General features: G+C 50.4%; 20 protein-coding genes. 4 read left to right on the top strand and 16 right to left on the bottom strand.

What is annotated here, in order from left to right; all coding sequences use genetic code 11:
* Positions 1–7: 7 nt before the first annotated feature.
* Together AC55FS_RS09665 and soxR are read right to left on the bottom strand one after the other, a co-directional pair.
* Complete coding sequence (locus tag AC55FS_RS09665) at positions 8–1042, bottom strand: efflux RND transporter periplasmic adaptor subunit (RefSeq protein WP_496935879.1); 1035 nt, start codon at positions 1040–1042, stop codon at positions 8–10.
* Positions 1043–1375: 333 nt separating this feature from the next.
* Positions 1376–1807, bottom strand: a complete 432-nt coding sequence (gene soxR, locus AC55FS_RS09660; protein ID WP_496935878.1) for a redox-sensitive transcriptional activator SoxR — start codon at positions 1805–1807, stop codon at positions 1376–1378.
* A gap of 68 nt (positions 1808–1875) precedes the next feature.
* On the opposite strand from soxR, the gene AC55FS_RS09655 reads away from it, so the two are divergent.
* Entirely contained in the window at positions 1876–3099 is a 1224-nt protein-coding gene (locus AC55FS_RS09655; RefSeq protein ID WP_496935877.1) for an MFS transporter, read from the top strand.
* A gap of 600 nt (positions 3100–3699) precedes the next feature.
* Here AC55FS_RS09655 and AC55FS_RS09650 read toward each other — a convergent pair.
* On the bottom strand, positions 3700–4557 hold the full coding sequence (locus AC55FS_RS09650; protein ID WP_496935876.1) for a phosphotransferase: 858 nt from the start codon (positions 4555–4557) through the stop codon (positions 3700–3702).
* Positions 4558–4935: 378 nt separating this feature from the next.
* Positions 4936–6387, bottom strand: a complete 1452-nt coding sequence (locus AC55FS_RS09645; RefSeq protein ID WP_496935875.1) for a PhoPQ-activated protein PqaA family protein — start codon at positions 6385–6387, stop codon at positions 4936–4938.
* 866 nt (positions 6388–7253) lie between these two features.
* Between AC55FS_RS09645 and brnQ the strand changes: the two genes are divergently transcribed.
* Positions 7254–8582, top strand: a complete 1329-nt coding sequence (gene brnQ / locus AC55FS_RS09640; RefSeq protein ID WP_496935874.1) for a branched-chain amino acid transport system II carrier protein — start codon at positions 7254–7256, stop codon at positions 8580–8582.
* Positions 8583–8709: 127 nt separating this feature from the next.
* Here brnQ and AC55FS_RS09635 read toward each other — a convergent pair whose 3' ends face one another.
* The 6 genes from AC55FS_RS09635 to AC55FS_RS09610 all read right to left on the bottom strand — a co-directional run bounded on the left by AC55FS_RS09635 (position 8710) and on the right by AC55FS_RS09610 (position 16564).
* The gene (locus tag AC55FS_RS09635) at positions 8710–9156 is read right to left on the bottom strand and encodes a GNAT family N-acetyltransferase (RefSeq protein ID WP_496935873.1); all 447 of its coding nucleotides are present in this window, start codon (positions 9154–9156) and stop codon (positions 8710–8712) included.
* Between the two features lie 68 nt (positions 9157–9224).
* On the bottom strand, positions 9225–10178 hold the full coding sequence (locus AC55FS_RS09630) for a DUF4124 domain-containing protein (protein ID WP_496935872.1): 954 nt from the start codon (positions 10176–10178) through the stop codon (positions 9225–9227).
* Positions 10141–10536 (bottom strand): group II truncated hemoglobin, encoded by a 396-nt coding sequence (locus AC55FS_RS09625; RefSeq protein ID WP_496935871.1) that lies wholly within the window; start codon positions 10534–10536, stop codon positions 10141–10143. The genes AC55FS_RS09630 and AC55FS_RS09625 overlap by 38 nt, the downstream gene beginning before the upstream one ends.
* Complete coding sequence (locus AC55FS_RS09620; RefSeq protein ID WP_496935870.1) at positions 10536–14174, bottom strand: ATP-binding protein; 3639 nt, start codon at positions 14172–14174, stop codon at positions 10536–10538. The genes AC55FS_RS09625 and AC55FS_RS09620 overlap by 1 nt, the downstream gene beginning before the upstream one ends.
* Before the next feature lie 5 nt (positions 14175–14179).
* Positions 14180–15109: a DUF4194 domain-containing protein gene (locus tag AC55FS_RS09615; RefSeq protein WP_496935869.1), complete on the bottom strand. Its 930-nt coding sequence runs from the start codon at positions 15107–15109 to the stop codon at positions 14180–14182.
* Between the two features lie 3 nt (positions 15110–15112).
* The gene (locus tag AC55FS_RS09610) at positions 15113–16564 is read right to left on the bottom strand and encodes a Wadjet anti-phage system protein JetA family protein (protein WP_496935868.1); all 1452 of its coding nucleotides are present in this window, start codon (positions 16562–16564) and stop codon (positions 15113–15115) included.
* 173 nt (positions 16565–16737) lie between these two features.
* On the opposite strand from AC55FS_RS09610, the gene AC55FS_RS09605 reads away from it, so the two are divergent.
* Positions 16738–17250 carry a hypothetical protein gene (locus AC55FS_RS09605; protein WP_496935867.1) on the top strand — a complete coding sequence of 171 codons (513 nt, stop codon included), beginning with the start codon at positions 16738–16740 and terminating at the stop codon, positions 17248–17250.
* Between the two features lie 52 nt (positions 17251–17302).
* Positions 17303–19618, top strand: coding sequence for a 7TM diverse intracellular signaling domain-containing protein (locus AC55FS_RS09600; protein ID WP_496935866.1), 2316 nt, complete (start codon positions 17303–17305; stop codon positions 19616–19618).
* A 33-nt stretch (positions 19619–19651) separates the two neighbouring features.
* On the opposite strand, the gene AC55FS_RS09595 is transcribed toward AC55FS_RS09600, so the two are convergent.
* From AC55FS_RS09595 to AC55FS_RS09570, 6 genes are all read right to left on the bottom strand, one after another.
* Entirely contained in the window at positions 19652–20617 is a 966-nt protein-coding gene (locus tag AC55FS_RS09595) for a GGDEF domain-containing protein (protein ID WP_496935865.1), read from the bottom strand.
* A gap of 180 nt (positions 20618–20797) precedes the next feature.
* The gene (locus AC55FS_RS09590; RefSeq protein ID WP_496935864.1) at positions 20798–22858 is read right to left on the bottom strand and encodes an FAD-dependent oxidoreductase; all 2061 of its coding nucleotides are present in this window, start codon (positions 22856–22858) and stop codon (positions 20798–20800) included.
* A 128-nt stretch (positions 22859–22986) separates the two neighbouring features.
* Positions 22987–24084 (bottom strand): iron-sulfur cluster carrier protein ApbC, encoded by a 1098-nt coding sequence (gene apbC / locus AC55FS_RS09585; protein ID WP_496935863.1) that lies wholly within the window; start codon positions 24082–24084, stop codon positions 22987–22989.
* A 548-nt stretch (positions 24085–24632) separates the two neighbouring features.
* Positions 24633–25370, bottom strand: a complete 738-nt coding sequence (locus AC55FS_RS09580) for an alpha/beta hydrolase (RefSeq protein WP_496935862.1) — start codon at positions 25368–25370, stop codon at positions 24633–24635.
* A 15-nt stretch (positions 25371–25385) separates the two neighbouring features.
* Positions 25386–25790 carry a VOC family protein gene (locus AC55FS_RS09575; protein WP_496935861.1) on the bottom strand — a complete coding sequence of 135 codons (405 nt, stop codon included), beginning with the start codon at positions 25788–25790 and terminating at the stop codon, positions 25386–25388.
* Between the two features lie 45 nt (positions 25791–25835).
* Positions 25836–26822 carry a 5'-nucleotidase gene (locus tag AC55FS_RS09570; RefSeq protein ID WP_496935860.1) on the bottom strand — a complete coding sequence of 329 codons (987 nt, stop codon included), beginning with the start codon at positions 26820–26822 and terminating at the stop codon, positions 25836–25838.
* Positions 26823–26838: the final 16 nt, after the last annotated feature.

The following is a 26838-nucleotide window of genomic DNA, read 5'->3' as shown; positions in this document are numbered from 1 at the left end:
GGGCTCCTTAAGGCTGCTCTGACTGCGGCAAATTAATGGCCGCCGCTGGCGCACCAGGCTGCAGTTTCATCTGCCCTGCCGTAACGACGATGTCACCGTCCTCGATACCGGTCAGAATCTGTGCCCGACCTTGCTGGCGTAAACCTACCGTCACTGGCGTAATGGCAACCATGCCATCGACCAATTTATAAATCAGTTGATCACGCCCTTGTGGCACCAAGGCTTCTTCTTTCACCATCAGTGCATTATTGATATCGGCCAACGCCACTTTAACTCGGGCAAACAAACCGGGTTTTAAACGTCCGGAGTCATTATTAATGCTGGCCAGCACTTTAAAGCTACGACCATTCACATCAACGGCAGGAGAAATTGCGTAAATCTCGCCAGAGAATTGCTCACCGGGTAATGCATCGACGCTCATATTTACGGTTAGACCTGGAGTCAAATCAGCGACATAAATTTCGGGCACACGAAACTCAAGCTTTATCGGATTAACCGCCACCAATGGCGCCAGCGCTTCGCCAGGCGACACGTATTTGCCGACACTGACTTCCCTAAGACCCATCACGCCATCAAACGGCGCTGTTAACGTCATTTTTCGTACCCGCTCACGCGCCAGTTCGACCTCAGCTTCATCAATTTTTAGCTTGGCCAAGGCGGCATCGCGGTCGGTGGCACTGCCGACGTTTTTCTTCAGCAATTCGCTGGCACGCTTATATTCCAGCTCATTCAGTTTTTTGCTGGCCTGAGCCTGGGCCAACTGGGCACGCTCAATGGAGCTATCGAGGGTAAACAGCACATCACCGGCTTGCACCGCTTGGCCCTGTTTAAAGTGGATCTTGCTAATCCGGCCGGCCACTTCGGCGCTAATGGTGACGCTTTCATCAGCACTTAATGAGCCCACCACCTCAATGGTGCGCGATATGGTTTCACTGCTGACACGCTGCGCCTCGACTGGCATGGCAGGACGTTCAGCGTGACTGGCTGAGACAGCTGTTAAAGCCATCATCCACAGCAGTGTTTTTAATGTAATTTTGTGCATACCTTTGCCTCTGCAATGACGTTGCTTTGTATTCTCCAAACTCGACCGCGGGCGAACCTGGAAGGTTTTGCAACCGGTTAAAACCGCTAAACGCTGACCGCCGGCCAAGTGACAACCACAGACACCGAGCTGTGTGTGAACTCCATAGGAGGTTGGAAGCGCTTTTGTGTGGTGATTAATGATTGTCTCAAAAATCATCCCGTCTACGATGTTCAGCCTAGATCGACAACAACGGGAGGCCGTACTCTACCCGTTTTGTCTGCCTGATGCCGCTAAAAAACAATCTGTACCAACCGCTGAACAATAATAAACTTATCGATAATCGCCATGATGTTATTGGCTCTCGGCACGACAGTCATCAGGATTACGCAACGGGCAATCCTGCAAGGATAGACAGCCACAGCCAATGCAGCTGTCCAATTGCTGCTGCAACAGCAATAAATCAGCGATTTTTTGCTCCAGCAGCTGTTGCCATTGCTTCGACATGGCCTGCCATTGCTTGGCCGTCGGCGCATCATCTAACGGCAATACCGACAGCGCCTGCTGAATATCATCCAGAGCAATGCCGGTGCGTTGCGCCACCTTAATAACCGCAATTCGCCGCAGTACGTGGCGACTGTAGCGGCGATGATTACTGGCATTGCGCTGGCTTTTGATCAGCCCACGCTGTTCGTAAAAGTGCAAGGCAGATACCGCGATATTACAACGCTGGGCAACCTCCCCCACACTTAAGGTGGTTTTGTGGGCAGCAACGGGCTTAGCCATCAGAGTTGACCTCAAGTTAAGTTGAGATCTTATGTTAGCGCCTGTCATCATTATTGAGAAGTTTCACTATGCAGCACACATCCAGCATCGCAGCGCTTAACAGCGCCGCTAAAGTGAGCGGGCTAATTATCATCACCATGCTGATCGGTCTGAATTTACGCCCGGCATTGGCCGCCATTGGACCGCTCACCAGTGCCATTCAAACCGACACCGGCATGAGCTTCAGTGCCATGGCCTGGTTAACTCTATTGCCTGTTTTAGCCATGGGACTGGGCTGCTTCATGACGTTAAAGCTGCGCCATTATTATTCGCTCAAGCAATTGGTGCAGACATCACTGGGCCTACTGGTCATCGCCAATGGTTTACGTGCGCTGGACATCACAAGCCTGGCGCAACCGATTTTATTGCTCACTTCACTGCTGGCCGGAATAGGCATTGCGGTTTTACAAGCAACCCTGCCCGTGGTTATTAAAAGCTTGGCCGGTGACGACAGTGCCCGGGTGATGGGTTTTTACGTCAGCGCCATTATGGGCGGTGCCGCGGTGGCCGCCAGCGTAACACCTTGGTTAGCCAGTGACGGGCTGGACTGGCGCCTGGCACTGGCGAGCTGGAGTCTACTGGCATTATTGGCACTGGCCTGCTGGCAGCAGTGGTCATCACAATTAGTGCAAAAAAGTAATGGTAAGGCCTTGCACCATGGCGTCGCCAAAGGTCGCCAGGCTTCACTGATTGCCACCTTCAGCATGGCTGCTGCAGGCTATGTGTGCATTCTGGCGTGGTTACCTCCCTTTTTATTAGACTTGGGATTCTCTGCAACTCACGCGGGATTATTGCTGGGCTATCTAACCGCCGTTGAAGTCGCCGCCGGATTTATTTTTCCGACCCTGGCGTCCAAAAACCTGGATCGACGCTGGGTATTAACCCTGGTCATGCTGCTGTCTGTGACCGGATTTGTATGGCTGGCGCTGATGCCGCAATGGGCGTCTATTCTGCTCCCGCTCACATTATTGGGTTTGGGCATTGGTGGGCAATTTCCGATGGTAATGATCGTTACTATGGATCACCACCCCAACGCCGAGCAAGCCGGTTCGTTAGTGGCCGTCGTGCAAGGCTATGGCTATAGCTTGGCAGCCTTTATGCCATTATTTATGGGTGCACTGCGCGATCAACTGGGACAATTTGAGCTGGCCTGGCTGGCACTGGCGGGTATGTATATTGTCGCCATTGTATTGGTCAGTCGCTATGACCCAAAACACTACGAGACGCTACGAACAACTGGCAAAGCAATCTAACAGTTTTAAGAGTGTCTATTTATGTACGGTTGCGCTGTAGCAGTTCCATTCTAAATAAATGCACGTAACAAAAATCGCAAGGCCAATGCCCTGCTTGAGGAGTCTTATCCCTCACGCCGGGCAAGCGACTGACTGAAAGCGTACATCGAGGCAGTTTCCGCCAGGCGAAAAGTAATAAAAAAGCGCAGCTTACCTGCAGTAAGTGAGCATTTTTTTTGAGCTTTTCAACGCAGCAGAAACAACGCAGATAGCTTTCAGCCTGCTTTGCGCTACGCAGGCCGCTTCCCTTCGTTGCCAATGCTGTGATCGCCGCAACACCAACAGCCTGCATCCCGGCAGGATGTTGGCTGGTGCTACCATCCGTGCAGCCCCTGCGGGCACAGCCATTGTCAACTTAGGCGGCCTGCTAAGGCGCGGAAAAGCTGGCACGTTTTTCCACAAGGACATTAGAGAAAAAGCAAAGTATTCAGCGTCAAATCATGGGTTTGGCATGAACCTCTAGAACGGCTCCAGCCGGAAATACAGGTATACACGCTAAAAATCTGTGTTAAATCTCAATCGGAGATCTCATAGACATTGAGAGTGTAGAATTCGAACTTGTCAGGCTGTCAGAAAGGAACAAAACTTATCAAGGTTATCGATCATCCTATCGCCCATCAGCCTAAACGCTTGATCGGGTATCTGCATGGTATAACTATAGATTCCAATCGCCGTATAAAACTCTAACACCTTTTGCAGCAATGGACTTGGAAGGGCAATTCGATATTCCTGTTGATAACCCTCAAGAAATTTATCCCGAAGAGCATCATCCTGCGCCTCACGATTAAAGAACTTCACCAGATCCATCCATGCGATTTCGTACTTTGATCGTTCAAAGTCTATTAGCACCGGAACATTTCCCACCAGCTTTATATTGCGCAAGCCAAAATCACCATGCAACACGACTTTAGGCAGCGCTTCATACTCCTGCTGATATACCGCCTTAAACTCTAATAATGCGTTATAGATTCTGAGCACCTTGGTAAAATCCTTGTGCAAGCTTACCCTTTTCATTGTCTCATCAATTCTGGAAAAAAGCGTTGGCGAATCCCCTGACAAGCCTTTAACTTGCTGTGTCCTTTCTTGTGTTGCCACCCTGTGAAAGCGTCCAAGCAACTTTCCACACTCATACGCCGTCGCTATCGACATCTCAGAGACATCCTGCATGTCACAATACTCAAGTATCACGGCACTGATGCTGTCACGCTCAAATGAGCCTAGAAGCACAGGATTCTCTACAACCTCGAGCAAGGCTAGCTCCGAATAGTACCTTTTTTCACTGGTGTAGAGCTTAACAAAGATGCGTCTACTCAGTTTTTTGCTATGCCCAATATAATGTAGGTTCTTTGACTCATAATCCAGAAGAGCCAAATCACAATCATATTTCCTATTTATTTCTTCTATTGTTTTTATATGCACCAGACATCCATCATTAAATTTCTAGAACAGTACCCATGCTCATTGGGCCGATCTCGTTATACATGTTCATCGCAGCGCATTCCATACCATAGACACGTCTGATCACCCCTCGTCCCAAAGTAGCACAGCCCAGATGATCGCCGCACGATCACGCACTCTTATTGCGATTGAGCAAGGAAAATTGACCATTCAGACACCTATATATGTCCTTATGGTTCCAGCTAGGTCCAGCCGAGGCATTGAGTAACGCCTTTTCGTGAGGGTAATATCAAAAAAAAGGCTATAGCAGTGATATTCGAATGCTGGCCCGGCCAGCACTTATGTGCTTTCCTGACCATGTAAAACTCCCGCTGTTACTGCGGGAGTTTTACCATCACATTACTGGCAGTGAAGACCACTAAAAGGCTTCGCTTCCGGTGTCATATGAATGCTGGTGGTAAAGGTTTGCATGCCAAAATCAAGACTAAACAAGCTGGCGCGATAGCCCGATTCAGGGGCTTCTAGTGGCTTCGAAAATGCATAATACATTTTAGAGCGGCCATCACCATCCGGATCTTTAAATTCAACTTTCATGTGTTTGGCGCGCAACGTCTTACTCTTCCAAGCCTCATCGCCAGTCACATTTAAACGATAATCCAGTGTCTCGTTATCAGCAGTCCAAAACTCAACGTTCATGGGAATCTTAGAAGAGTACACAGTCAATACGTTGTTTTCGCGATCGGCTTCCCAAAAGATGTGAGGCGCTGAACGACGGCCATCACGATCCAACACCTTACTCGCAAATGCAAAGCCCGACATAATGGCATCTTCTGGAAGATTGTGACTGGCATTGGGAACAAAACGAATGTTCTTAGGGCCAGACACTTGGTCCCAGTAGTTCAAACTGTTGGTATTTTGGAAAAACTCATCCGAGGTGCCATTCAAGATGAATTTTGGCAGACCGGCCATTCTGTCTTGGTATTCAATAGGATCAACAATTTCTAACAGTTTTTGGCCGTCTTCGGTTTTAAAACGGCATGGCAAGTTTTTGCTGGTATAGGTGTTCAAAATTGGATAATAATCGCCAATGGCTTCGTACTGGTTTTCCAATGATTTATCAATATCCAGTACGTCAATCACCGCCGGTACAATGCCCTGCACACGGTGATCGACAGCAGCGGTCAGCCAGGTCGTCCAACCACGCTTAGAACCACCCACCATGGAGAAACGGTCAACATAAAGACCATGAAACTCGTCCAGATACTCGGTGCTAGCATCCATGGCTTTAACAACGGATTTCACCATAGGCAAATACAGAGGCCATTCTTCATTGCCCGTATCTAGGTAAAGCTCAAAAGAACGGGATACTAAATTATCCTCCTGCATTTCTTTTGCGTCTTCACCATCAACTACATAAGACCAAGGTTCGTTTGGTATTTGACGCACTTCAATCACGATTTTATTGAATTTCGCCGCAACCTTGCCGAACAAGTCATCAAACTTCGAGTCACGCAAATGCGTTCCACCCGCCACGTAAATAATCGCAGAATCGGTACCGAGCGCAAGCTTACCATGAGGATTGTCCGCCAATTTCTTAGGGAAATAAAACATGACATCATGTTGCCAAATCGGGCGGGTCGTTTCTTTCTCAGTGAGCCATTGTTGAGACGTTACCAGTATCTCATGGCCAACATAATAGTCCTTGTCTTCGCTGCGAACATACTCCCAATCGAACTTGCCATCGTCTTTTGCCAAGTATCGGTCTAATGCCGTTTCCGCTTGTGCGAATGCGGTTAGCATCAGCGTGAAAGCCAGCAGCACTGCCGACCTGAAAAACTTCACTGTATTCATGGTATTCCTTATAGGTTTTAGTCAACTTGGTCGAAACTAGACTGCCAGGAAACCTCTGATTCACTCGCGGCCCACGCTGAATCACCAGAGGGCTCAATATCAGCAAGCTGGTTTGCCGCTCTCAAAAATCGGCGACACAGAGCCGGGGGTCTTTGGCCTTCCCGTAGAGCTTAAGTGTCATGCTTCCAGAACGTCGTTAGCGATGTTGAAAAGGGCTGGCCATCTTCTACCATCGCCGCTTTGTTGTGAAAGCCAGCTGCACTCGCGCAGAGCTGTGCGGAATAATTCAGTGGTTCCCTAGTGCCCAGAATTCGGGCGGGATTATAGTCAGATGAAAAAAATTAAACAGTAAAATGCGAAGACGTTTTGGCCAGGCATATAACAAAACAACGCTACACTTCAGGTAAAACAACACTCAATACAGGGGCTTCATTAAGAACAGCCATCTTAAGCTGCCGCACTTGTAGCGGCGAAATCCGCAGCGGCAGGGTCAAATGGAGACCACAGCCAACAAACAACAGATTTTAGCCAGAAGCCCTAGTATCACTCTGCATCAGACTGCCTGCAGGGTTTCTCTCTGCCGTCAGGAACCCATCACCAGAGTGAACAACCAATATCGCAGTTATTTAGGTTACTAAGACGGAGATTTTGCGGGGGCCGCTGCCACAAGCAGTAGTTATTAAACCCAATGGCCGCTGAGGTCGCTAAGCCAGCACATTACGAGAAACTGCGCAACCAATAGACAAAGACTGCGTAGCCTTAACCCGAGAAACCCGAAGCAACTATTGACAACCACTACAGTACTGGTGTTTCGGCCGCAGAGCCACGTATAATCGCGGCTTTTTATTTGCCCCCTTAGGTGATGTATGTCCTCATTTCGACGCAGCGATATTGTAGCGCTGGGTTTTATGACCTTTGCGCTGTTTTTAGGTGCTGGTAACTTAATCATCCCACCCGATGTCGGCCGCCAGGCTGGTGTTGAATTTTGGCCGGCCACATTGGGCTTTCTAGCGACCGGGGTTGGGCTCCCGTTGTTAGGCGTTGTCGCGGCAGCCATGTGTGGTGGCGGCCTGCGCGAGCTAACGCGACCGCTACCAGCCTGGGCAGCCATTGCTTTTGGCTTGGCCATTTATCTTTCCATTGGCCCACTGTTTGCCATTCCTCGTACCGCCACCGTAGCGTTCGAAATGGGTACCGCTCCGTGGCTTAATAGCAGCAGCGAATCCGCCACCGCGTTAATGCTGTATACCCTGGTCTTTTTTGTTGTCAGTGCCTTTTTGGCACTATCACCCGGCAAGCTTATGGACCGTATTGGTAAATACATTACGCCAGCACTGATCGCAGTACTGGCCATCATGGCGTTTGGTATTTTACTGTTTCCACAGGGCGAGACAGGCACGAGTGGCACAGCCGTTGAGCACGGCGCCTTTGCCTTTGGCTTTATGCAGGGCTATCAAACCATGGATGCCTTGGCTTCGGTGGTGTTTGGTATCGTTATTATTCAATCGATCCGCGATCGCGGTATTAAAGACAAAGCATCCATTGCCCGTTATACCTTAGCGGCCGGTGTTATCGCAGCGGTGTGCTTGTCATTAGTCTATGTGCCACTGTCTTGGCTAGGAGCGACCAGTCATAGTGTTGCCAGCCAGTACGACAACGGCGGTCAGCTGATTGCCCTCTACATTACCGAGATCTTCGGCCCTGCTGGCCAGCTGATTTTAGCCCTGGTGATTACCCTTGCCTGCCTAACCACAGCGGTAGGCCTGCTGACCAGCTGCGGCGAATACTTTAACCAGTTAATGCCAAAAATCTCCTACAAAGTATTTGTAGTGACTTTGGCTCTGTTCAGTGCCCTTGTTGCCAACCAAGGCTTATCTCAAATCATTCAACTGTCGATCCCAGTATTGGTCGCTTTGTACCCACTCACCATGACCCTCATAGGCCTGTCATTAATACGCCCTTGGATGCGTGACCCTGAGCGTGTATTTGCCTGGGCCATGGGTGTAACCGCAGTGATTGCACTGTACGACGGCTTGGCTGTGGCTAAGCTGACCCCTATCGGCTTAGAGAGTTGGTATCAGCAACTGCCCATGGCCAGTAGTGGCATGGCTTGGCTAACGCCAGCCTTAGCAGCTATTGCCATCGGCTGGGCACTGCAACGACGTGAACCGGAAGCCATCGCCAGCTTGCGTTAACGGCAAATACTGGCAGCTCGACCTACGAGCTGCCGCTCCTCTACAAACTGCCTCTTTACAAACTATCCGCAAAGAACCGCCCGCTAAGAACCGCCTCCCCATGCCTCATATCGATAAGATATGTCACTTATTGTGTAACCGGGAGCCATGCATAATGATTATTGGTATCTTCCGTGCACTGCAAGGTAAAGCCATTTTTAAGATAAAAGCCATTGGCACGACTGCCATCAATTGCGGTTAAACGAATCGGAAGGGCCTTATCTTGTGCCAGGGCGATGAGCGAGCGCATAACGCTACCACCCAACCCATTACCCTGGTAGGCAAGATCTATATACAAATGCACCAGCCATAGGTGATCATGTTCTTGTTTAAGACTATAAAAGCCCAACACCTGATCGCGTTGCTGCAGCTTGGTAAACGAAAACTCGTGGTAATAGTCGTAAAAAATTTGTTCTAGCTGCTTAGCATCAAAGCGGCCAATGGCTGTTAAACTGTCTTTTAACGCAGCCACATATATTTTTGCCAATACTGCTCTATCGTCAATACTTGCCAGCTGCTCTGAGTAGTCCGTCACTGGGAACCTTCACTATTGATAATAGAGCGGCAATATTAACATCGCAGATGTCTAACTTTTAATGTGCATCATTCGAATACAATAGTGAGCGGTGCATGCATACCTGAGGTTCGCCAGTCTTGCCAATGCAGCGTCAAGGCCGAGCCACCGCCAACGTAATGTTCGTCGAGTAAATGATAAGCAGCATATCGATAGCCACGCTTATATTCGTGTACTAAACGGGTAATAAAGCCACGGCCGTAACTCTTGCTTAAACATAAGTAGACCAACTGACCCGCCATTGCCTGGTGTACCGCCTTACCAGCATTTTGCTCACTCCAGGCAGAGTTGTTGAGTTCAACAAATTGTTTAACAGGCATGAGCTGGCTCTGATTCATCAAATGCTGGCGATTGCCTTTATGCTGTTCTATCACAAAGCGCTGTTGAACATCCTCTTCAAGGGTCTCCATTTGCTCTGCCAAGCCCTCATTCAACCAGGCCGGCATAACTTCTGCGATGGAGTGCAAGATGGCATGACTGGTTTCATGCTTAATGGTGCGATAAGTGCTCTCCAATCCCCCTAGTCTGTCAGGGTGAATAAAGACCACTATTTGATGTCGTTCAGACAAGTAAACACCTAATGAGGGCGGGACATTCCCCTCAACATGCTGTGCCAAATAGCGGCGGTATTCAGATAAATCGGCCACCACATGAATACTCATCGGCACCTTGCGGTAAAAATCGACGTACAGCTTTTGATCATAAAAGCGATACACTCGATTAACGTCTCGCTCAATACGCTGTGCTTCTAATGGCGGTTGTTGCTTTGTTTTTTTTAGCAAGGCATCCGAGAACGTTAAACGAATATCAAAACCGCGCCATTTCTCACCCGGTGCGATGTTAACTTGTTCGGTTTGCGCCTCCGCTGGAGGGCGATCGCCAAAGTGCACCTTGCCATTGGCATCCGTCCAGCGATACACACCCGCATTGGCAAACAAACCATAACTAATCAGGGCGATTACGGCTGCGATCCGCAGGCACATACAACTGTTCCAGTAGATACTGTTTAAATTCCTGCGGCCAAGGCTGATCGTCGGCTGCTTTTTTCATGCACAACAACCACGCATCACGCTCACTTGCACCAATATCTAAATGCCGATGTGCCACAGGGATACGAATCGGGCCATACTTTTCCCGAAACAACTTGGGACCACCCAGCCAGCCGCATAGAAACAGCGTTAGCTTATCGCGCGATTCGGTTAAATCCTGTGGATGCATCTCGCGAATAACTTGCACCTCTGGCAGGCTATCCATATACAAATAAAAGGCATCCACCAAGCGGCGCAGACCGGCCTCACCACCGGCCTGCTGAAACGAGCTATCACCATCGCCATACGCCATCAGGCGAACTCCTCCATAAAATCCAGAGACGCTTGGTGACGAATAGTGCGCCTGTGATTAGCCCACAGCTCTTTAACCTTCTCTTGATTGCACTGCTGACGATCCACCAACACCCGTGTTTGCAATTCGCCTTTTTTCTGACCGCTCACCAACGGGACCTTACTGAACACAAACTGATTGGAGATCAAGTCCATAAAGGGCCCTGATTTACTGGTCGGCATAATAAACAGCAGCTGTAGCCCTAGGCTCTCGGTTAAATAGTTGATCACTTCCTTAGAGCGAGTTTCATCCATTTTGGAGAAGGCCTCATCCACCAATACCATGCGCAAATGGGTATCGCCTTCATTAAAACGAAATGCCGAGGTGATAGCTGCCGAGCGGATAATATAAGCCGGTGTTTCAAGCTGACCGCCAGAACCTGTACCATATTGACTCAAAGCAATAGGCTCCTTATTGGCCGGCTGCTTATAAATTTCATAAGCACGATAGTTGCGATAGTCGGATATACGCTCCAATTCGCGCATCGCTTTTTGCTCGTCTTCGTCCAGCAACATCGACATCATCTGATCACGCACCCGTTTAGCACTGGCGGTCAGGTCGGCATTAAACAAGGTGGCACCATCACCAAGACTGGGGTTTTTGATGATTTCTTCAAAGAACTGCCAGTACTCCTTGTACTCTGGCACCCAGCCCCAATCAAACCAATAGCGCTCGCGGTCAGCACCAAATTCATGATGCGCCAGCTCCTTATTAAGGTCCTCAAGGATGCGCTTACCATCGTTAATCGCTTGATAAATCGAATGGCACAAATTGGTCACAAAGGCGTTATTAAAGCTCTCTCGTAGCTGCACCAGCTGATCTTGTTTTTCCACCAAAATATTGTTTTTCAGCCGGTTATGCACTCGCTCCACTTCACGTTCCAGTGCACAAACACAGCGGAAAAAGTCAACGCCGTGCTCATCACGATAATCCGGGGTATAAACAATGGCATCCACCGTCTGACAGTTCAGATTGTGTTCATTGATGTTGCGTTCAATCTCATAAGCGGTCGAGTTGAGTTCCTGAGCAATGGATTTACGTTGATTCTCCACGGCCTCCACCGGACTGTTTTGCGCTTCTTCGTCGGCTTGCTGCAAGCGCTTTTCAACATCAAATTCTGGCCACACCGACACTATCTGACGCAGGCTCTGCTCTTTTTGATCAGCGTAGTCCGATGTTTTTTCTTGCATATCACTGAGATTGCGACACAGTTTTTCACTGTCGTTAAGCTGTTGCTGTAAACGCCCCAACTCACCATCCAAGTCTTTAATTAATGCATCCAGCTCATCGGCCTTATCTTTTAACACTTGGAATTCTTGCTCCAAATGAGAAAAATCGGATACATCCACCTGATTCAGTGACTGCTCTGCACGCTGCATTCGATAATGCACGTCCAGCATGGCTTGTATCTGATCGGCAAAGCTCACATGACGAAGCAGATTAATCGCGTCCAATAGCTGCTCTGCTTGGCGCAATTGAAAGCTGGCGTCGTTAGCCTGCTCGGCAATTGCATCCAATTCACTGCGCTTGGCTTCCAACGCTTTTTCTCGCGCCCCTAAACCAAACACCAACTCACTGTCGTCTAGGTCGCAGCGATAAATCGAATAAGCACCCGAGCCTAAGCCGTCACGGGTCACACCACGGCGAGTCATACGTAGGGTATCGGTATCCTGTACCTGCTCGACAGTGCCATAGCTGGCCTCTAAAAATGCCCGCGCCGTCGCATGATCAAAATCCATCAAGTGGATAATAGAATTCGCCGGCAAGCTGCGCCGCTCAGCATCGCGACGGGCTTTTTCCCCCTGAATCACCCGCGCCCGGCTGCCACCAGGAATGGCCCGGAGAATTTGTGCGGCTTCAGCCTCGTATTCACGCTCAACCAAAATACTAAAGCGGGCACCGCCAATATAACCCTCAATGGCGTTTTGCCACTGTGGATCACGCACTTCGACGTAATCCGCTAACACCCGAGGCTCAGCCTGCGGACATTCGCGTTTTAATACCTCCAATGCTTGGCGAACATATCCAGGATAATTCAGCTGCCGCGCTTCCAAGCTATCGATATCCGATTGCTTCTGCGCCATGCGCGCCGACATTTGCTGTTGCTTCTGCTCACGCCGATCAACCAACTTGGCAACCTGATCACGCAAACTCTGACCGCTGCTTTCCAGCTCTGCAGAATGAAAGCGTTCACGCCACTGATTGAGTGCACTTTGCTGACTGCGAGCCTGCTCCAAATGGCTTTCCAATGGCGACAAATCCAGGCCGTCACGGCCCATTAACTTGCGCAAATCCACCGAGCCCTGGTCTTTAATCGCCAGCACATCGCGCGCTTGCTGCAATAGTTTTTTCTGCCCAAGGCCAGGTACATCCATCGCCAGGGCAGATTTTTGCAGCGCACCATGTACCAGTTCCGTTGCCCGCAAGGTAGCCTGCAGTAACTGCTCTTGCTCCAATAAAGGCACAGACAGCTGCTGTAGCTGCAGCTTGCCATCTTGTAAAACCTGCTCGGCGGCGTCTTTATCTTGCAGCGCATCAATGCCACGGCGCTGTGCCTCCATGGTAATCAGCTGCTCACGCAATTGTTTGCGTCTATCCTGAGCTTGCTCTCGTTCTTTTTCCGAGCGAGAGAAACGCTCTCGTATATTTTGTTGCTGCTCTTTGGCGTCCAGATAATTGCGTTGATCATGCAAAAAACGACTGCGTGCAGCGGTGTACTCCAAAACGTTGTAATCAATCCATTGATCAATATAACGATTCGAAGCACCACGTGTGGCATTCAACCGCTCTATGGTTTGAGCCAAGGTATTGGCATCTGATTCCATCGCGTGAATGGTCTTCATCAGATCCGACACACTACGAATAGCATCACCTAGATCTTTGGCTTCCAAAATTTCGTTCTGCACAAAGCCATTAATACTTTTCACCGGCTTATAGGCCATAAAGCGTGAAAAAGTACGTGCAGCATTCATAGCTTCGCGTTCGGTTACCGCATCATGGCGCCCACGCAAAGCACCGTATAGGCGACGCAAATACTGTTTTTTAGTGTCGTATTTTTCGACATTTTCGCTTAACACTCGAGTACGCAAGCGCTTGGCAAAACGCCCTAACTCCAGCACCTGACGACCGTCGTCTTTGTCCTGAGTAAAATCGGCCAGCCCCAGCTGCTCTCCGGCTACAATAAAAAACTGCAGATCATTTTGTCGTGCGACGGGTTGCGAGCCCGCACGATCGATACTGGCACTGACACCAATAACCGCAGTAAAAGGCTCACCACTCTCCCCTAAGGTTGGATGAAACACCGCCGCCAGATACCCCACCGCACCATTGGGGCGGGCGTAGCTACCATCGTCACAACCGAGCACGTACGAAGCCAGGGTACGTACATTTTTGCCGCGCCCGCGCTGGGTCGCTTCGTCTTGCCCTGGGTTGTAATGAAATAGCGTATCGTGAGCGGCCGTCATAATGGTTTGAATGGCATCGGCAGCGGTAGTTTTACCTGAGCCATTGCCACCCGAAAGCAGATTAATGGGGCCAAAATCGAATTCACTGGCTGGAATATTGCCCCAGTTCACGTAAATAAACTTTTTTAGAAACATCGGGCTTATTCTCCAAATAAACTGGCCGGAGTACTGCGTTCGGCCACCTCAGGGCTGGCGTCGTCATTGGCCATCGCTGGCTGCTCAGCCATAACATCAACGTCTACTGGCGAGCCTTGCTCATCAATCGCCACGGACTCGTCTACAGCCGCTGCTAGGTTATCTTCCTGATTAGACGTGAGCCTTGTGACGTCAGAGTTTTCGCTGCTGTTGTCACCATTGTTGTCGCCCTCGTTTTGGCCTTGCTGTTGGTCAGACGACAGCGCCTGTTGTTCGGCTTTTAAGGTATCTTCCGGCGAAGGAACCGTGTCGTCATCATCTTGACTTAACTCCGACAGCACCTCATCACTGACATAGCTCATGATCATCGGGCGAATACGCAGCCATAAATCACCATCCGCCAATTGCTCTTCGTTGGCCAACTGAATCAGACGCAATTGTTTTAACCGCTTAAACAGTTGCTTACGTTCTGTCAGCTGCTCTGGCAAGGTACGCTTGAGCAAGTTTTTCATGGCAATGCTGAGGCTTTCCAGCGATACCATAACGCAGCCTTGCTCATCCACCTGGCCTTCACGCAAGGCTTTATCGTATTGAGCCCTGAGCACTAAAATAAGCGCCACTTCCTGCTGGTTCAGCCGTAATCTAAGTGCCTGGCCACCGAGCTGTGCGGTTTCTTCCATACCTGGCACTTGAGCACCCGGCGGAAATAAACGCACAAACTGAAAACGTCGATCGTGCTGCAAGCGAATGCCTAACACGGATAAATAATCGGCCACTAGCGCCTCTAAGCGCACAAAACGGTCGTATAACTGCTGTTCAACTTGGCTTTCATCACGGCAAACCACACCGTAATCCAACAAACGAATGAGTAATTCGGAAAAATCACGCTGGTCAAAACCCTCTTTTTCCAATTCACGTTCCAATATTTCCAACATAGGTCAGGACTCTTTCTGTACCAGCTCGAGGGTAAAGTGGTCTTTTTTAATAAAATAATCACCGCCATCTGTGGTAGCGGTGTCGTCAGGCTCAACGACAAACTGAAATTCACTCGATAAACCATCCGCCGCACCTAAACCAATAGCATGGGCGACGGCGAGAAAATCTTGCGCTGATTGAATCGGTAAATCCCGGGTAGATACTTTTTCGCCTTGGCTTAAATGGCTGCGAATATAACCACGCACCGCTTCCTGATTAACCAAGAATGCCCGGTCCAACACCTGTTGAATATAAATATCGCGCCGAGCATCCATATCAAAATCACCGCTGCCCTCATCCAGACCAGCATCTATGTGTCGTCTTTGCCTAGTGGCGGTTAAGCGCACTTGGGCTGGATCGAGCAGCGATACTTGCGGCACGGTCATTAGCCCAGCCACTCGTTGCAGTAGCGCGTCCTGCTGTGGCCGGTCGCACTGGGCCAGCTGTTTGCACACGGCTAATACATCGTTGTGTTGCTGCGAAGCCAAATAGCTCATTTGACGAATGATAATATCGGCACGCTTGGTAAAACTTTGCAGCGCACGACGCAGCGCCGGCAGCATAATATCGCTGGCATTGCGCAATCTTTGTTCGATGCCATCGAGTATTTGCCACAATACCGATTGACCCGGCTCAATCAGCTCCGGCAACACTTCACGTAAACGTGCTTCTGCAGCGGCTTTAACGCTTTTATCCTGTTTGCGTATTGCTGCAATCAGGCGTTGTATTTGGTCGCGGTGTTTCTCGACATTATCGGCCGATAAGCGTACGGACAAATCTGGCTGAAAGCGCTTTTCCATAAAATCAAAAAAGGCTTCACTGGCACGTTCGACCAGCAGCTGATCTTCCATCTCACGCACCAGATCACGCTTACGCTCTTCGAGCTCAGCAATCACGTCGGTGAAGTCGCTGATAATGCGCTCAGAATACTCGTAGGCATCGAGCAGATCATACACATCACCACGCTCCAGATAAGCTTCGAGGGAGTTGCGGGTATTACGAGTATTGCGATGACGGGTACGCGCAGAGGTACGACTGTCGGCCAGCCATGGTTCGGTAAATACCCGGCCATAGCGAGTAAAGGCAAAGGTGCTTTGCAAGTTGGCTTCATCCACCTGCTTTTCCAGCCAGCCGTGCTCCAATAACAGATTAAGAATCCAACCGGCTTGTTCGCGACTGTTGCGAAAGCGGCTGTCTTGCTCCTGCTCGTCACCGGGTTCGGCCAATAGAGGCGCTCGTACCAGCGCTTCTTGAAACACTTCGATCACAGTGTCGCGGCCAATGGCCTGGCCGTAGTCCGCACTGCTGGAGCTGTACAAGCGTCGGTACAACTCACTCAGGCACTGCTGAACCTGGGCCCGGTATTTGCCGGTCAGAGGGCGAAAGAACTGCAGCCGTTCCTGATCAAAAAACATACACAGCCATAAAATAAAAAACGTTATCGAACCGGCAAGAGTACTGAAAGCCTGCAACAAGTGCCAGTGCCAGCAACGCAAACAGTGACCCGCTCACCATCATGACAGTTGCGCAAAAGCCCAGGCCCTGACATGCTCAGTGTTGGCCCTTATCCAGTGCATGGGAGCACGACATGCAACAGCATCTGGAAGCGCAGGAGAAAGCGCTGTTTTTCCCTATTGGTACGGAAAAATTTATCGAGCTATCGCTCGCCACCTTTGGCCTGTATAACCTCTATTGGAGCTGGGCCAACTGGCAGCAAATCAGCCGTTACGACGACATCAATCCCACTCGTGCCATGCTGTTATGGCCATTCAGCCAGTGGCAGCTCTATCAGCGCATTCACCAACAGGCCGTGGCCGACGGAGACAGTCCCAGATGGCAACCCTGGCGCGCCTATTGGCTGTTTATTTTGCCCTTGCTGCTTAGCCTGTGGTTTATGGCCAGCGGTCATCTTTCGGGTGGATTTCTGGCTCTACTGCTGACCTTGCCCAATGCCCAGATCAACCTAACCATCAATCGCTTGCATGATCGCAGACTGCATTTTTACGCTCAAAATACCGACCTGACCGCCATCGAGTGGGGAATCTTAATCATCGGCATGGTGAGCTGGCTCAGTCTGATGATTGTCGCCCTCGCCTATTGATAGGCACGCCGTTCGCAACCATCCAACACCGGACTAAGGCAAGGAGAGCAGCATGGGCAGGGGCTTACTGGCTTCACTGTTATTACTCTGTTCAATGCTCGAGCTGCAGGCACAGCCGTTAACACCGCAGCAGCAATATGCTTTTGGCAGTGAGGCCAAATCACTGCTCGATCCTAGCCAGCAACTGCAGCTTAACGATGTGCGCCAACGCACCGACTGGCAAACCAGCCAGTCAGAGCATCCCAACTTTGGCTACAGCGACGCTGCCATCTGGTTTCACCGCCGCTTGGATGTCGGCACTGTGCCCTGGTGGTTATGGATACGCTATTCGCTGTTAGATCGAGTCGATCTGTACGTCTGCCAGGCTAATGACTGTCATCATCAGGCCGCTGGCGACAGCTTGCCGTTTCAACCGCGTGCCTTTGATCATCCCGATCTGATCTTGCCGATCCAAGCCCAGGGCGAGGTCGATGTCTATATACGCCTTCGCAGTCAGGGCACCAGTCAGCTGCCCGCCTGGCTGATCAGTGATGCCCAGCTGCGTCATGATTTGCTCAGCCACAACCTGCTCCGTGGTGGTTTTATGGGAGCACTGCTGGTCATGGGACTGTACAACCTGTTTATTGCCCTGACCACACGCGATCGCAGCTACCTGCTCTACTCTGGTTTTGTGCTGTCGTTTTTACTGCTGCATATGAGCTATGAAGGCTCGGCCTTTCAGTTATTGTGGCCCAACTTACCGCAGCTCAATCAATACGCCCTGCCCATGTTGTTTGGTGTAAATCAACTGCTGTTGTGCTTGTTTGTCGCGCGTTTTCTGCGCCTGTCACACCACAGCCCGATCATGAATCGCGGCTTTAGTGTATTTGCTGGCCTTATGGCGCTATCGGTTGCACTGAGCCTATGGCTGCCCTATGGCTCACTACTATTGGCACAGAATGTACTCAGCACCCTGATCACGCTGTCGGCACTGACCATGGGAGTACGAGTTTGGCGCAAAGGCGAAAAAGCAGCGCGATATTTCTGCATCGCTTGGCTGATGTTTATCGTCGGCATGGTGTTTACCAACTTACGCTCATTAGGCTGGCTACCGACCAATGCACTGACCTTGTTTAGTTATCAACTCGGCTCCTTTGTCGAGATCATCTTATTATCGATGGCTCTGGGCGAGCGCATCACTCGGTTGCAACGCAATGAACTACGCGCCCGACAACAGCGCTTGCAAAGCCAAGAGCAAGCGATTCAGTATTTACGCAGCTACGAAGACCTATATCACAACGCCTTATCGGGTCATTTTCAGATTGACCAGAGCGGCCGTTTTACCAAGTCCAACCCCTCCTGGCGGCGCATGATAAATAAATCGCATTGCGATACCGATCAACTACCGAGCTTTGATGAGCTATTCGAAAAGGCCAGCCTGGATCAGTTTTGGCCACGCCTTGAACAACAAGGGCAAATCCAAGGACACACGCTGATTACAGGCGCAGGCTCGCAACGTCGCTGGCTAAATATCAGTATGCGGCAGCGCCGAGATGGTGAGTTGGCTGGCTCAAGCGCCGCCTGGATTGGCTCAGCCCAAGACGTGACAGCTCAGGTTCAACAACGGGCGCGACTGGAGCAAATGCAGGCCGATAAAACCCAGTCATTAAAACAATTAGTAATGGGCGTTGCTCATGAAATGAATACCCCACTGGGCAACGTGCAAATGGCACAAAGCTACCTCAGCGAAAGCATCCAGGCGGTACGCGGGGAAGGTCTAAAACAACAGCTGCTGGACGGCTGTCAGCATATTGATCAAGGCATAGCGCGGTTAAAAGACCTGAATCAAGTAATGCGCAGTGCAGCCTTGCTGGACGGCCAACATTGGCGCGAGCTGATGCACTTGCGCTCCTGGTTTCGCCACTGGCGCAACGAAATCCTGCGCCTCGATCCACAACTGCAACTCAAAGTGAAGGTCACCAGCTTTATTCAACACTGGTACGGCGACAACGATGCCCTGGGCAGAGTGTTAAATCAGCTGGTCGATAACAGCCTGCGCCACAATTCAGGGCACCCCCTGGATATCCGAGTCAGCGTTTACGATAGCGATGATGCCCTGTGCATTCGCTACTCCGACAATGGCTGCGGCATAGCCAGCAGTGATCGCGAACGGGTTTTCCAGCCGTTTTACACGACCTGTCGCAGCCAAGCAGGCAGCCGCGGCCTCGGCCTGTATGAATGCCATAACTTGGTCATCGATGTATTACATGGACAGCTGCACTGGGGCGATGGTTTGGGCTTTGACTTGATACTACAGTTGCCGCTCAGTGAGTATCACAACGATGACGAAGCAACCACTGCCGACCAGCCTGATAGCGCTGTGATCTGACAAGGGCACACATTGCGCGGCCCGTCCGAGCACTCAGCCAACATCAGCCAGGCACACCCGATTACGGCCCGATTGTTTGGCTTGATACAAGGCCTCATCGGCACGCTGTAACAGTGACATGGCCGTGTCGCCCGGCTCGGCCAGGGCCACACCGACACTGGTCGTTACTGTCACATTGTGACCATCTTGATTATCGACTGTCATCGATTGCGTCGCCTGACGCAAACGCTCCGCCACCTGTGCTGCACCACTGGCGGACATGGCCGGCAGCAATAGCGCAAACTCTTCACCCCCATAACGAAATATCAGTTTATGATTATTGAATACGGACTTGAGCATATGAGCAAAGCCTCGCAGTACCTGATCGCCCACACTGTGACCGTATTGATCATTGATGCGCTTAAAATGATCCAGATCGATCAGTAATAAGGCCAGATCACCACGCGCCTGTTGTGCCAGCTGCAGTTGTTGTGGCAATTCACGATCCAGCACCGCACGGTTGTATACATCGGTGAGGCCATCCAACTCGCTTAACAAACGAAAGTGCTGAGTTCGCTCAGCCTGCTGTGCCAGGATCTGCTCCTGCCACTGCAACCAGCGATAAAAACCGATGCCCGCAAAGATCAGCCCAAAGGCAAACATCGCCTCAACCGTCTCGATAACGACATCTACTTGCTCGGTATAACTGACAAATTCGTCGATCCAGTCACTGACGCTGGAGACACTGATAAAAAAGAAGCCCAATACCAACGGCCGTCTGGCATGCTGGGTCAAGGAGCTGAGTTGGGCCATGCTCATGCCTGTCACGAAGATAATAAACTCAGCCAGCTTGGACACCACATCTGCATCGACCTTGCTTTTAAAATCGTAACCGAACGATAGGCAAGCCAGCGCCCAAGAAGCAATCAACATTAGCTGCAACAACAAGCCACGCCGCTTGCGGCGCAGATGGGCGTTTTGGCCCAGATGATCGACTTGGGGTGATGGCCTGACAGGCATAACGGCTCCTGATGCCTATGCAATAGCCATCAGCATAGCAATACAGACCCACTTTCCGCAGGGAGGCAGTGCTCATTTGCAACGCTTGTACTCTGCCAGAGAGCACACCAAAGGACGGGCCTTGCTAACAAGGCCCAATAGTGCCAGCGATTGAATCACCGGCGGAGACTAACGCTAGGGTTATAACGTGGCAGCTAATTCGCTGGCCAACTTAATGGCACGCTTGGCGTCCAGCTCGCCAGCAAACTCAGCACCGCCCACCAAGTGCAAGGCAAAGGTTTTGCTGCTGTCTTGCTCCAACTGCTGGTGAAGTTTGTTCACCGACACTTGGCCTGCACACAGCACCACATGGTCAACATCGAGTACGCGGGTTTCTTTTACTTCTTCACCCTCTTTGCCACGGGTAATGGTGATGTGCAAACCAGCGTCATCGACCTTGTCGTAGCTAACGCCGCCAATGGTTTCAACGCCTTTCATCGCCACAATGGCGCGGTGCACCCAGCCAGTAGTTTTGTTGAGCCCTTTGCCAAAACGCGAGGCTTTACGCTGCAGCATATAAACTTTACGTGGCGACTCTTCAATATCCGCCGGTTTTAAACCGCCGCGCACCGAGTTGCTGCCATCAACGCCCCACTCTTTCATCCAGGCGTCTTTATCGAGGGTAATGGATGGGCCTTCGTGGGTCAGGTACTCGACCATGTCGTAGCCGATACCACCGGCACCCATAATGGCGACTTTTTTACCCAGCTGCAGGCCTTTATCCAACACATCTTGATAAGTGACCACCTTGGCGTGATCCACGCCCGGCATATTCGGCACACGTGGTTCAACCCCAGATGCCACCACCACTTCATCAAAACCTTCGGCTTTTAATTGCTCAGCATCCACCCAAGTATTGAGGCGCAAGTCGATATTGTGCACCTCGATCATTTTGTGGAAATAGCGAATAGTTTCGTAAAACTCTTCTTTACCGGGAATTTTCGCGGCGTAATTAAACTGACCGCCAATATTGCCGCGCGCTTCAAATAAGGTGACCTTGTGGCCACGCTGAGCCGCGACATTGGCACAAGCCAAACCTGCAGGACCAGCACCGACCACAGCGACTTTTTTCGGCTGGGCCACTGGGGTATAGAGCAGCTGAGTTTCATGGCCAGCGCGCGGGTTGACCAAACAGCTAGCGCGTTTGTTTTCAAAGGTATGATCAAGGCAGGCCTGGTTACAGGCGATGCAGGTATTAATTTCATCAGCGCGATCTTCGCGCGCTTTATTGGCCCACTCAGGGTCGGCCAACAAAGGCCTGGCCATAGAAATCATATCGGCCTGACCACTGGCAATAATGGTTTCACCTACGTCAGGCATATTAATGCGGTTAGACGCCACCACAGGTACAGACACTGCAGCTTTGACCTGAGCCGTCACGTCGGTAAATGCAGCCCGTGGCACCGAAGTGACAATGGTCGGCACCCGTGCTTCGTGCCAGCCGATACCGGTATTAATCAGGTTAACGCCGGCTTTTTCCAGCTCTTTTGCTAGCTGAATCACTTCGGCCATATCTGAGCCGTCTTCGACCAAATCCAGCATCGACAGGCGGAACATTAAAATAAACTGCTCACCCACTGCAGCACGAATGCGACGCACCACTTCCAGCGGGAAGCGCATGCGATTTTCGTAGGACCCACCCCATTCATCGGTACGCTTATTGACGCGCTTATTCAGCATCTGGCAGATAAAATAGCCTTCCGAGCCCATGATCTCGATGCCATCGTAGTTGGCCTTTTGCGCCAGCTTGGCGCAACGCACATAATCATCGACGGTTTTTTCGATTTGCTTGGCGCTTAATTCTTTTGGTTTAAAGGGCGTAATGGGCGATTTAATCGCCGATGGCGCAACGTTAAACGGGGTATAGCCGTAACGTCCGGCATGCAGAATTTGCAGCAATATTTTGCTGTCTGACGCCGCCTCATGCACCGCTGAGGTGACTTTTTTATGGAACGGCACCTGCCAGCCACTGATCAGCTTGGAGCCAAATGGCAGCAAATCGCCGCGGCGGTTAGGAGAAAAACCACCGGTCACCATCAGGCCGGTGCCACCACGAGCGCGCTCAGCAAAGTAGGCAGCCATTTCGTCAAAGTGCCAAGGACGATCTTCCAGCCCGACGTGCATGGAACCCATCATGATGCGGTTTTTCAGTTGGGTAAAACCCAGATCTAAAGGTTCAAACAGATGGGGATACTGACTCATCAAAGGCTACCTGCACATTTATTGTTGATGAGCGCAGTTTACCCTGACAAAACGCCGGGTAAATGACCCAAGTGCGCAAATAAGATACCTAAGTGCGCACTTTGGCATATCTGGGTTATAGCGAGACGCTAGTCATCACTAATTTCAATACTGGGCATGACCTGACGGTTTTGTGCCTGGTGCATCAAGGCCACGGCTAAGTGGCGCGCGGCGTGGCGATACATCATCGACACCTCGGAGCAATCATCGGCGGCAACCACTGGAGTGCCGGCGTCACTTTGCTCACGAATGTATTTAGACAACGGCAGTGAGCCCAGCACTTGGGTATCGTAGCGCTGCGCCAGCTCATCAGCGCCATCTTGGCCAAAAATAGGCTCGGCATGGCCGCAGTTGGAGCAAATATGCATGCTCATGTTTTCAATCATGCCCATCACTGGAATGTTCACCTTATTGAACATTTCAATGCCTTTTTTAGCATCAGCCAGAGCAATGTCCTGCGGCGTGGTCACAATCACTGCACCCGATACCGGGAATTTCTGACTTAAAGTCAGTTGGATGTCACCGGTGCCCGGCGGCATATCGATAATCAAATAATCCAGCTCGCCCCATTGGGTTTGAGTCAGAATTTGCTGCAATGCACCGGCAACCATAGGCCCGCGCCACACCATAGGCGTCGACTCAGTGACCAAATAGGCCATCGACATGGTTTTAATGCCGTGGGCTTCAATCGGCACAAACCATTTATCATCGATAGTCTCAGGTCGCGTACCCTCGTCTACGCCCAGCATAATGCCCTGACTAGGACCATAAATATCGGCGTCTAACAAACCCACTTTGGCGCCGTCTTTGGCCAATGCCAACGCCAAATTCACAGAAGTGGTCGATTTACCGACGCCACCTTTGCCCGATGCCACAGCCACAATGTTTTTGACCTGCTCAATGGCATCAGCGCTGTTCTGGCTTTTGTTTTCCAGCACTTCCCAGCTGATTTTGACATTGGCGGATTGGCAGCCATCGATGTTTTCAATGGCCGTTTGCAGCATTTGCTCAACGCCATTGGCCAAAAAACCACTTGGATACTGCAGGTGCAGATCCACTTCGATCTCATTGTTATTGCTAATGCTCACGCAACGCAGAGCACCGGCACTGAGGAGATCACTGTTTAGATACGGGTCGGTATAGCCTTGGATGGCTTGCTCAACTTGAGACTGGGTAATTTGACTCACGGTGCATCCCCTTAGATCACAACCTTTACTCATGATGGCGCGATTGTACGCCGCCCAGCGGCAAATGCCAGACTGGACGGGCAGGACTTCAAGATAACGGTATAACCAGCCATCAAGGTAACCTAAGAACTAGTCAGTACAAGCCCAACTAAATCCTCTGATCTCACACCAGCTTCCTGCATAAACTCCAAGAAACACCAGACTGTATCACCTACATCGTCATACTCAGTTTCTACATACATTACACAAATCAGGGAACGAACAGCATTGCCTACTACAGAGCTTGGAGACGGCGTTTCCTTTATTTGATCCAGAAACTGCCAACAAGCGACTCGATGCGCCACCAGAACACTCTCCTCCCCTCCGGAATGCCAGAATACTCTGGCATATGCATACGCATTAGTGACCTCACCCTCGAAATGTTCCGACACTGCTTCTAGCAGCGTCAACAACACTTGCATTCCGCACCTGAAGTCATCACCCACTTCAGCAATGATGTCGTCTTTAACAGGGTTGCTTCACCCATAAATCTCCAACAACCCCATCAACTAAGCAGAAAGGCTGCAAGACGCATTATCCTGCAACCACTGACGAATAATACTTTGCATATCCAGTTGCAACCGCTCAGGGCCTAGGTCCGTCATATCATTATGGCGAGCGTTAGCCATGTTAATAATGCAACTCGCATAGAGTTTTTGTTCGCGCGGGTTGGGCAATACACCCTCATTGGCATCAAAATCACTGGCACGCAATGACAACACCTTAATCTTGTCTGACCTTGGTAGCGGCACTCGGCGATGATCTAGGGTAATAATGGCTTCCACATAATCAGGTGACTGTCGAATCAGCCAGGCAGAAATATCGCCCCCATTGGAATGCCCCACTAAGGTTAAATGATCAAAGTCATAGCTGGGGTATTTGCTGGATAAGACTTGCCGAATAAAACTTAGCGTTTGCGCACCACGCGCCCAGTTTTCTGCACGAGTTTCAAACAAGTTGCCAGTGACAGATAAAGGTGGATCACCTGCTAACTCGTCTCCTATCGCAACCACTAAAAAACCTTGCTCTGTTAATACATCCACTAAAAACTGATAACAAGTATGAGAAACACCATAACCAGCACTCACAAAGGCTACTAGGCATTTTGATGACTGCATGCACTGTTCACTGGCAGCCGGATGGAAAATTTCAACAGGAATAGAGCGCTGTCGCGTATGATCTATAACCTTTTCGCCATTAGCCGCAAAACTGAGCATTATGAGAGCGATCGCAATAAATTTTTCCATAATTTCACTTAGAGTTTAAAAATACTGCGCAAAAAACTCGGCCGATGGCTCACAGGGCGTGCTGATATCAATCAATACGCCATCAGGGTCAGCCATCAAAAAACGTCGCTGGCCATAATCCTCATTCCGTGGCTCCTGCACGATCGGCCACCCTTTGGAAAGGGCGTATTGATACCGCTCGTCAACATCATCCACAACAAACACCAGACAAACACCTTGCGGAAGCTGTTGGAAACTCGTCGGTACCAGCTCATGCTGTTGAGGTTGCAGCATCAGGCACACATCGCCGCTGTCCGGATCCGCTAGCTGGACAATCCAGTCTGTGTCAAATACTGCATTGATCCCCAATAACTCTTGATAAAAGGTTTTTGAGCGAGCAAGGTCGCTGACGTAAACAGCGGTCATCATCCGGTTAATCATATCTTCCTCCCTGCAAGTTATTTTCCTGATTACTAACGCATGCCTCTACTGGCTCACTGAACCCTTCTTCTGCTCCAGTATCTTTTTAAGCGGCGAATCACTTGGGTATAACACCTTGGCGCTGGGCACTTCCAAAGCAGCAACGTCTAGATGAGTATCTTGATCGTCAAAGAAAATATGAGGCTTAAACGCTTTCAAGAACCGACCCTTTTCTAGCCCGCCGAGAAAGAATGCCTGATCTATATAAACGTTCCATGCTCGAATGGTGTTGATGACCCTCATTTCTGCTGGGCTATTCCTGGCAGTCACAATCGCCAATCGAACAGGAGAATGCTCGATCTGCCCTGGCAGACGCTCTTGTATATTTGACAATTTTTTGAGCAAGTTTGCATGCGGCCCTTCTTGTAGAGGAACTTCCTTCTGCAGGTCTTCCATTTCCAGAAACTTATCTAACCCGTCTCTTTGATAGATCAGTTCACTGTCTTCATTGAACAGTACCGCGTCAGCATCAAAGGCAATTCTCACCTGATCACTCCTCAATCCGCATGAAGACTTGGGTGGTTCTTTTACAATCGCACCGGCACAAACCTTACTATCAACCACACTTTGGGCGTCCTGCTCATCCGTGGTCAAAAAGAGATCAACATAGAATGCCTCAAGATAATCGGAGCTCGGCTCCCCGGCAGTAAATGCCGATCGGGTAATGGCGAGACCTCGTCGCTTTATTTCTTTCAGGACTCTAAATCCTGTTTCCGGGCTATTTTTAGAAATAATAACGACTTCGACAATTGGGTCCGGTGCAGAAGCATCCTGATGCTCATTGAGTGCCAATAGCGCCTTAACCAGAGGCATACCGGTGCCATCTTCCAGCGGCTCATCTTCATGCTGGAGCATGTAATCCCTGTATTCAAGAACAGCCGTTTCCGGGTCCTGAGCCCGTTTTTCTCGAAATACACGATCAGCCTCTGACAGATCAAACAACGCCGTTGCTGAAACACCCACCACCAAAGTTTCTGATAAATCGACCGGCATCTTTCCCTAACCCCCA

Source organism: Bacterioplanes sp. CLAM21, assembly GCF_059641015.1.
The sequence above is the reverse complement of the archived record's forward strand: the minus strand, read 5'-3'. Positions and strand labels throughout refer to the sequence as shown.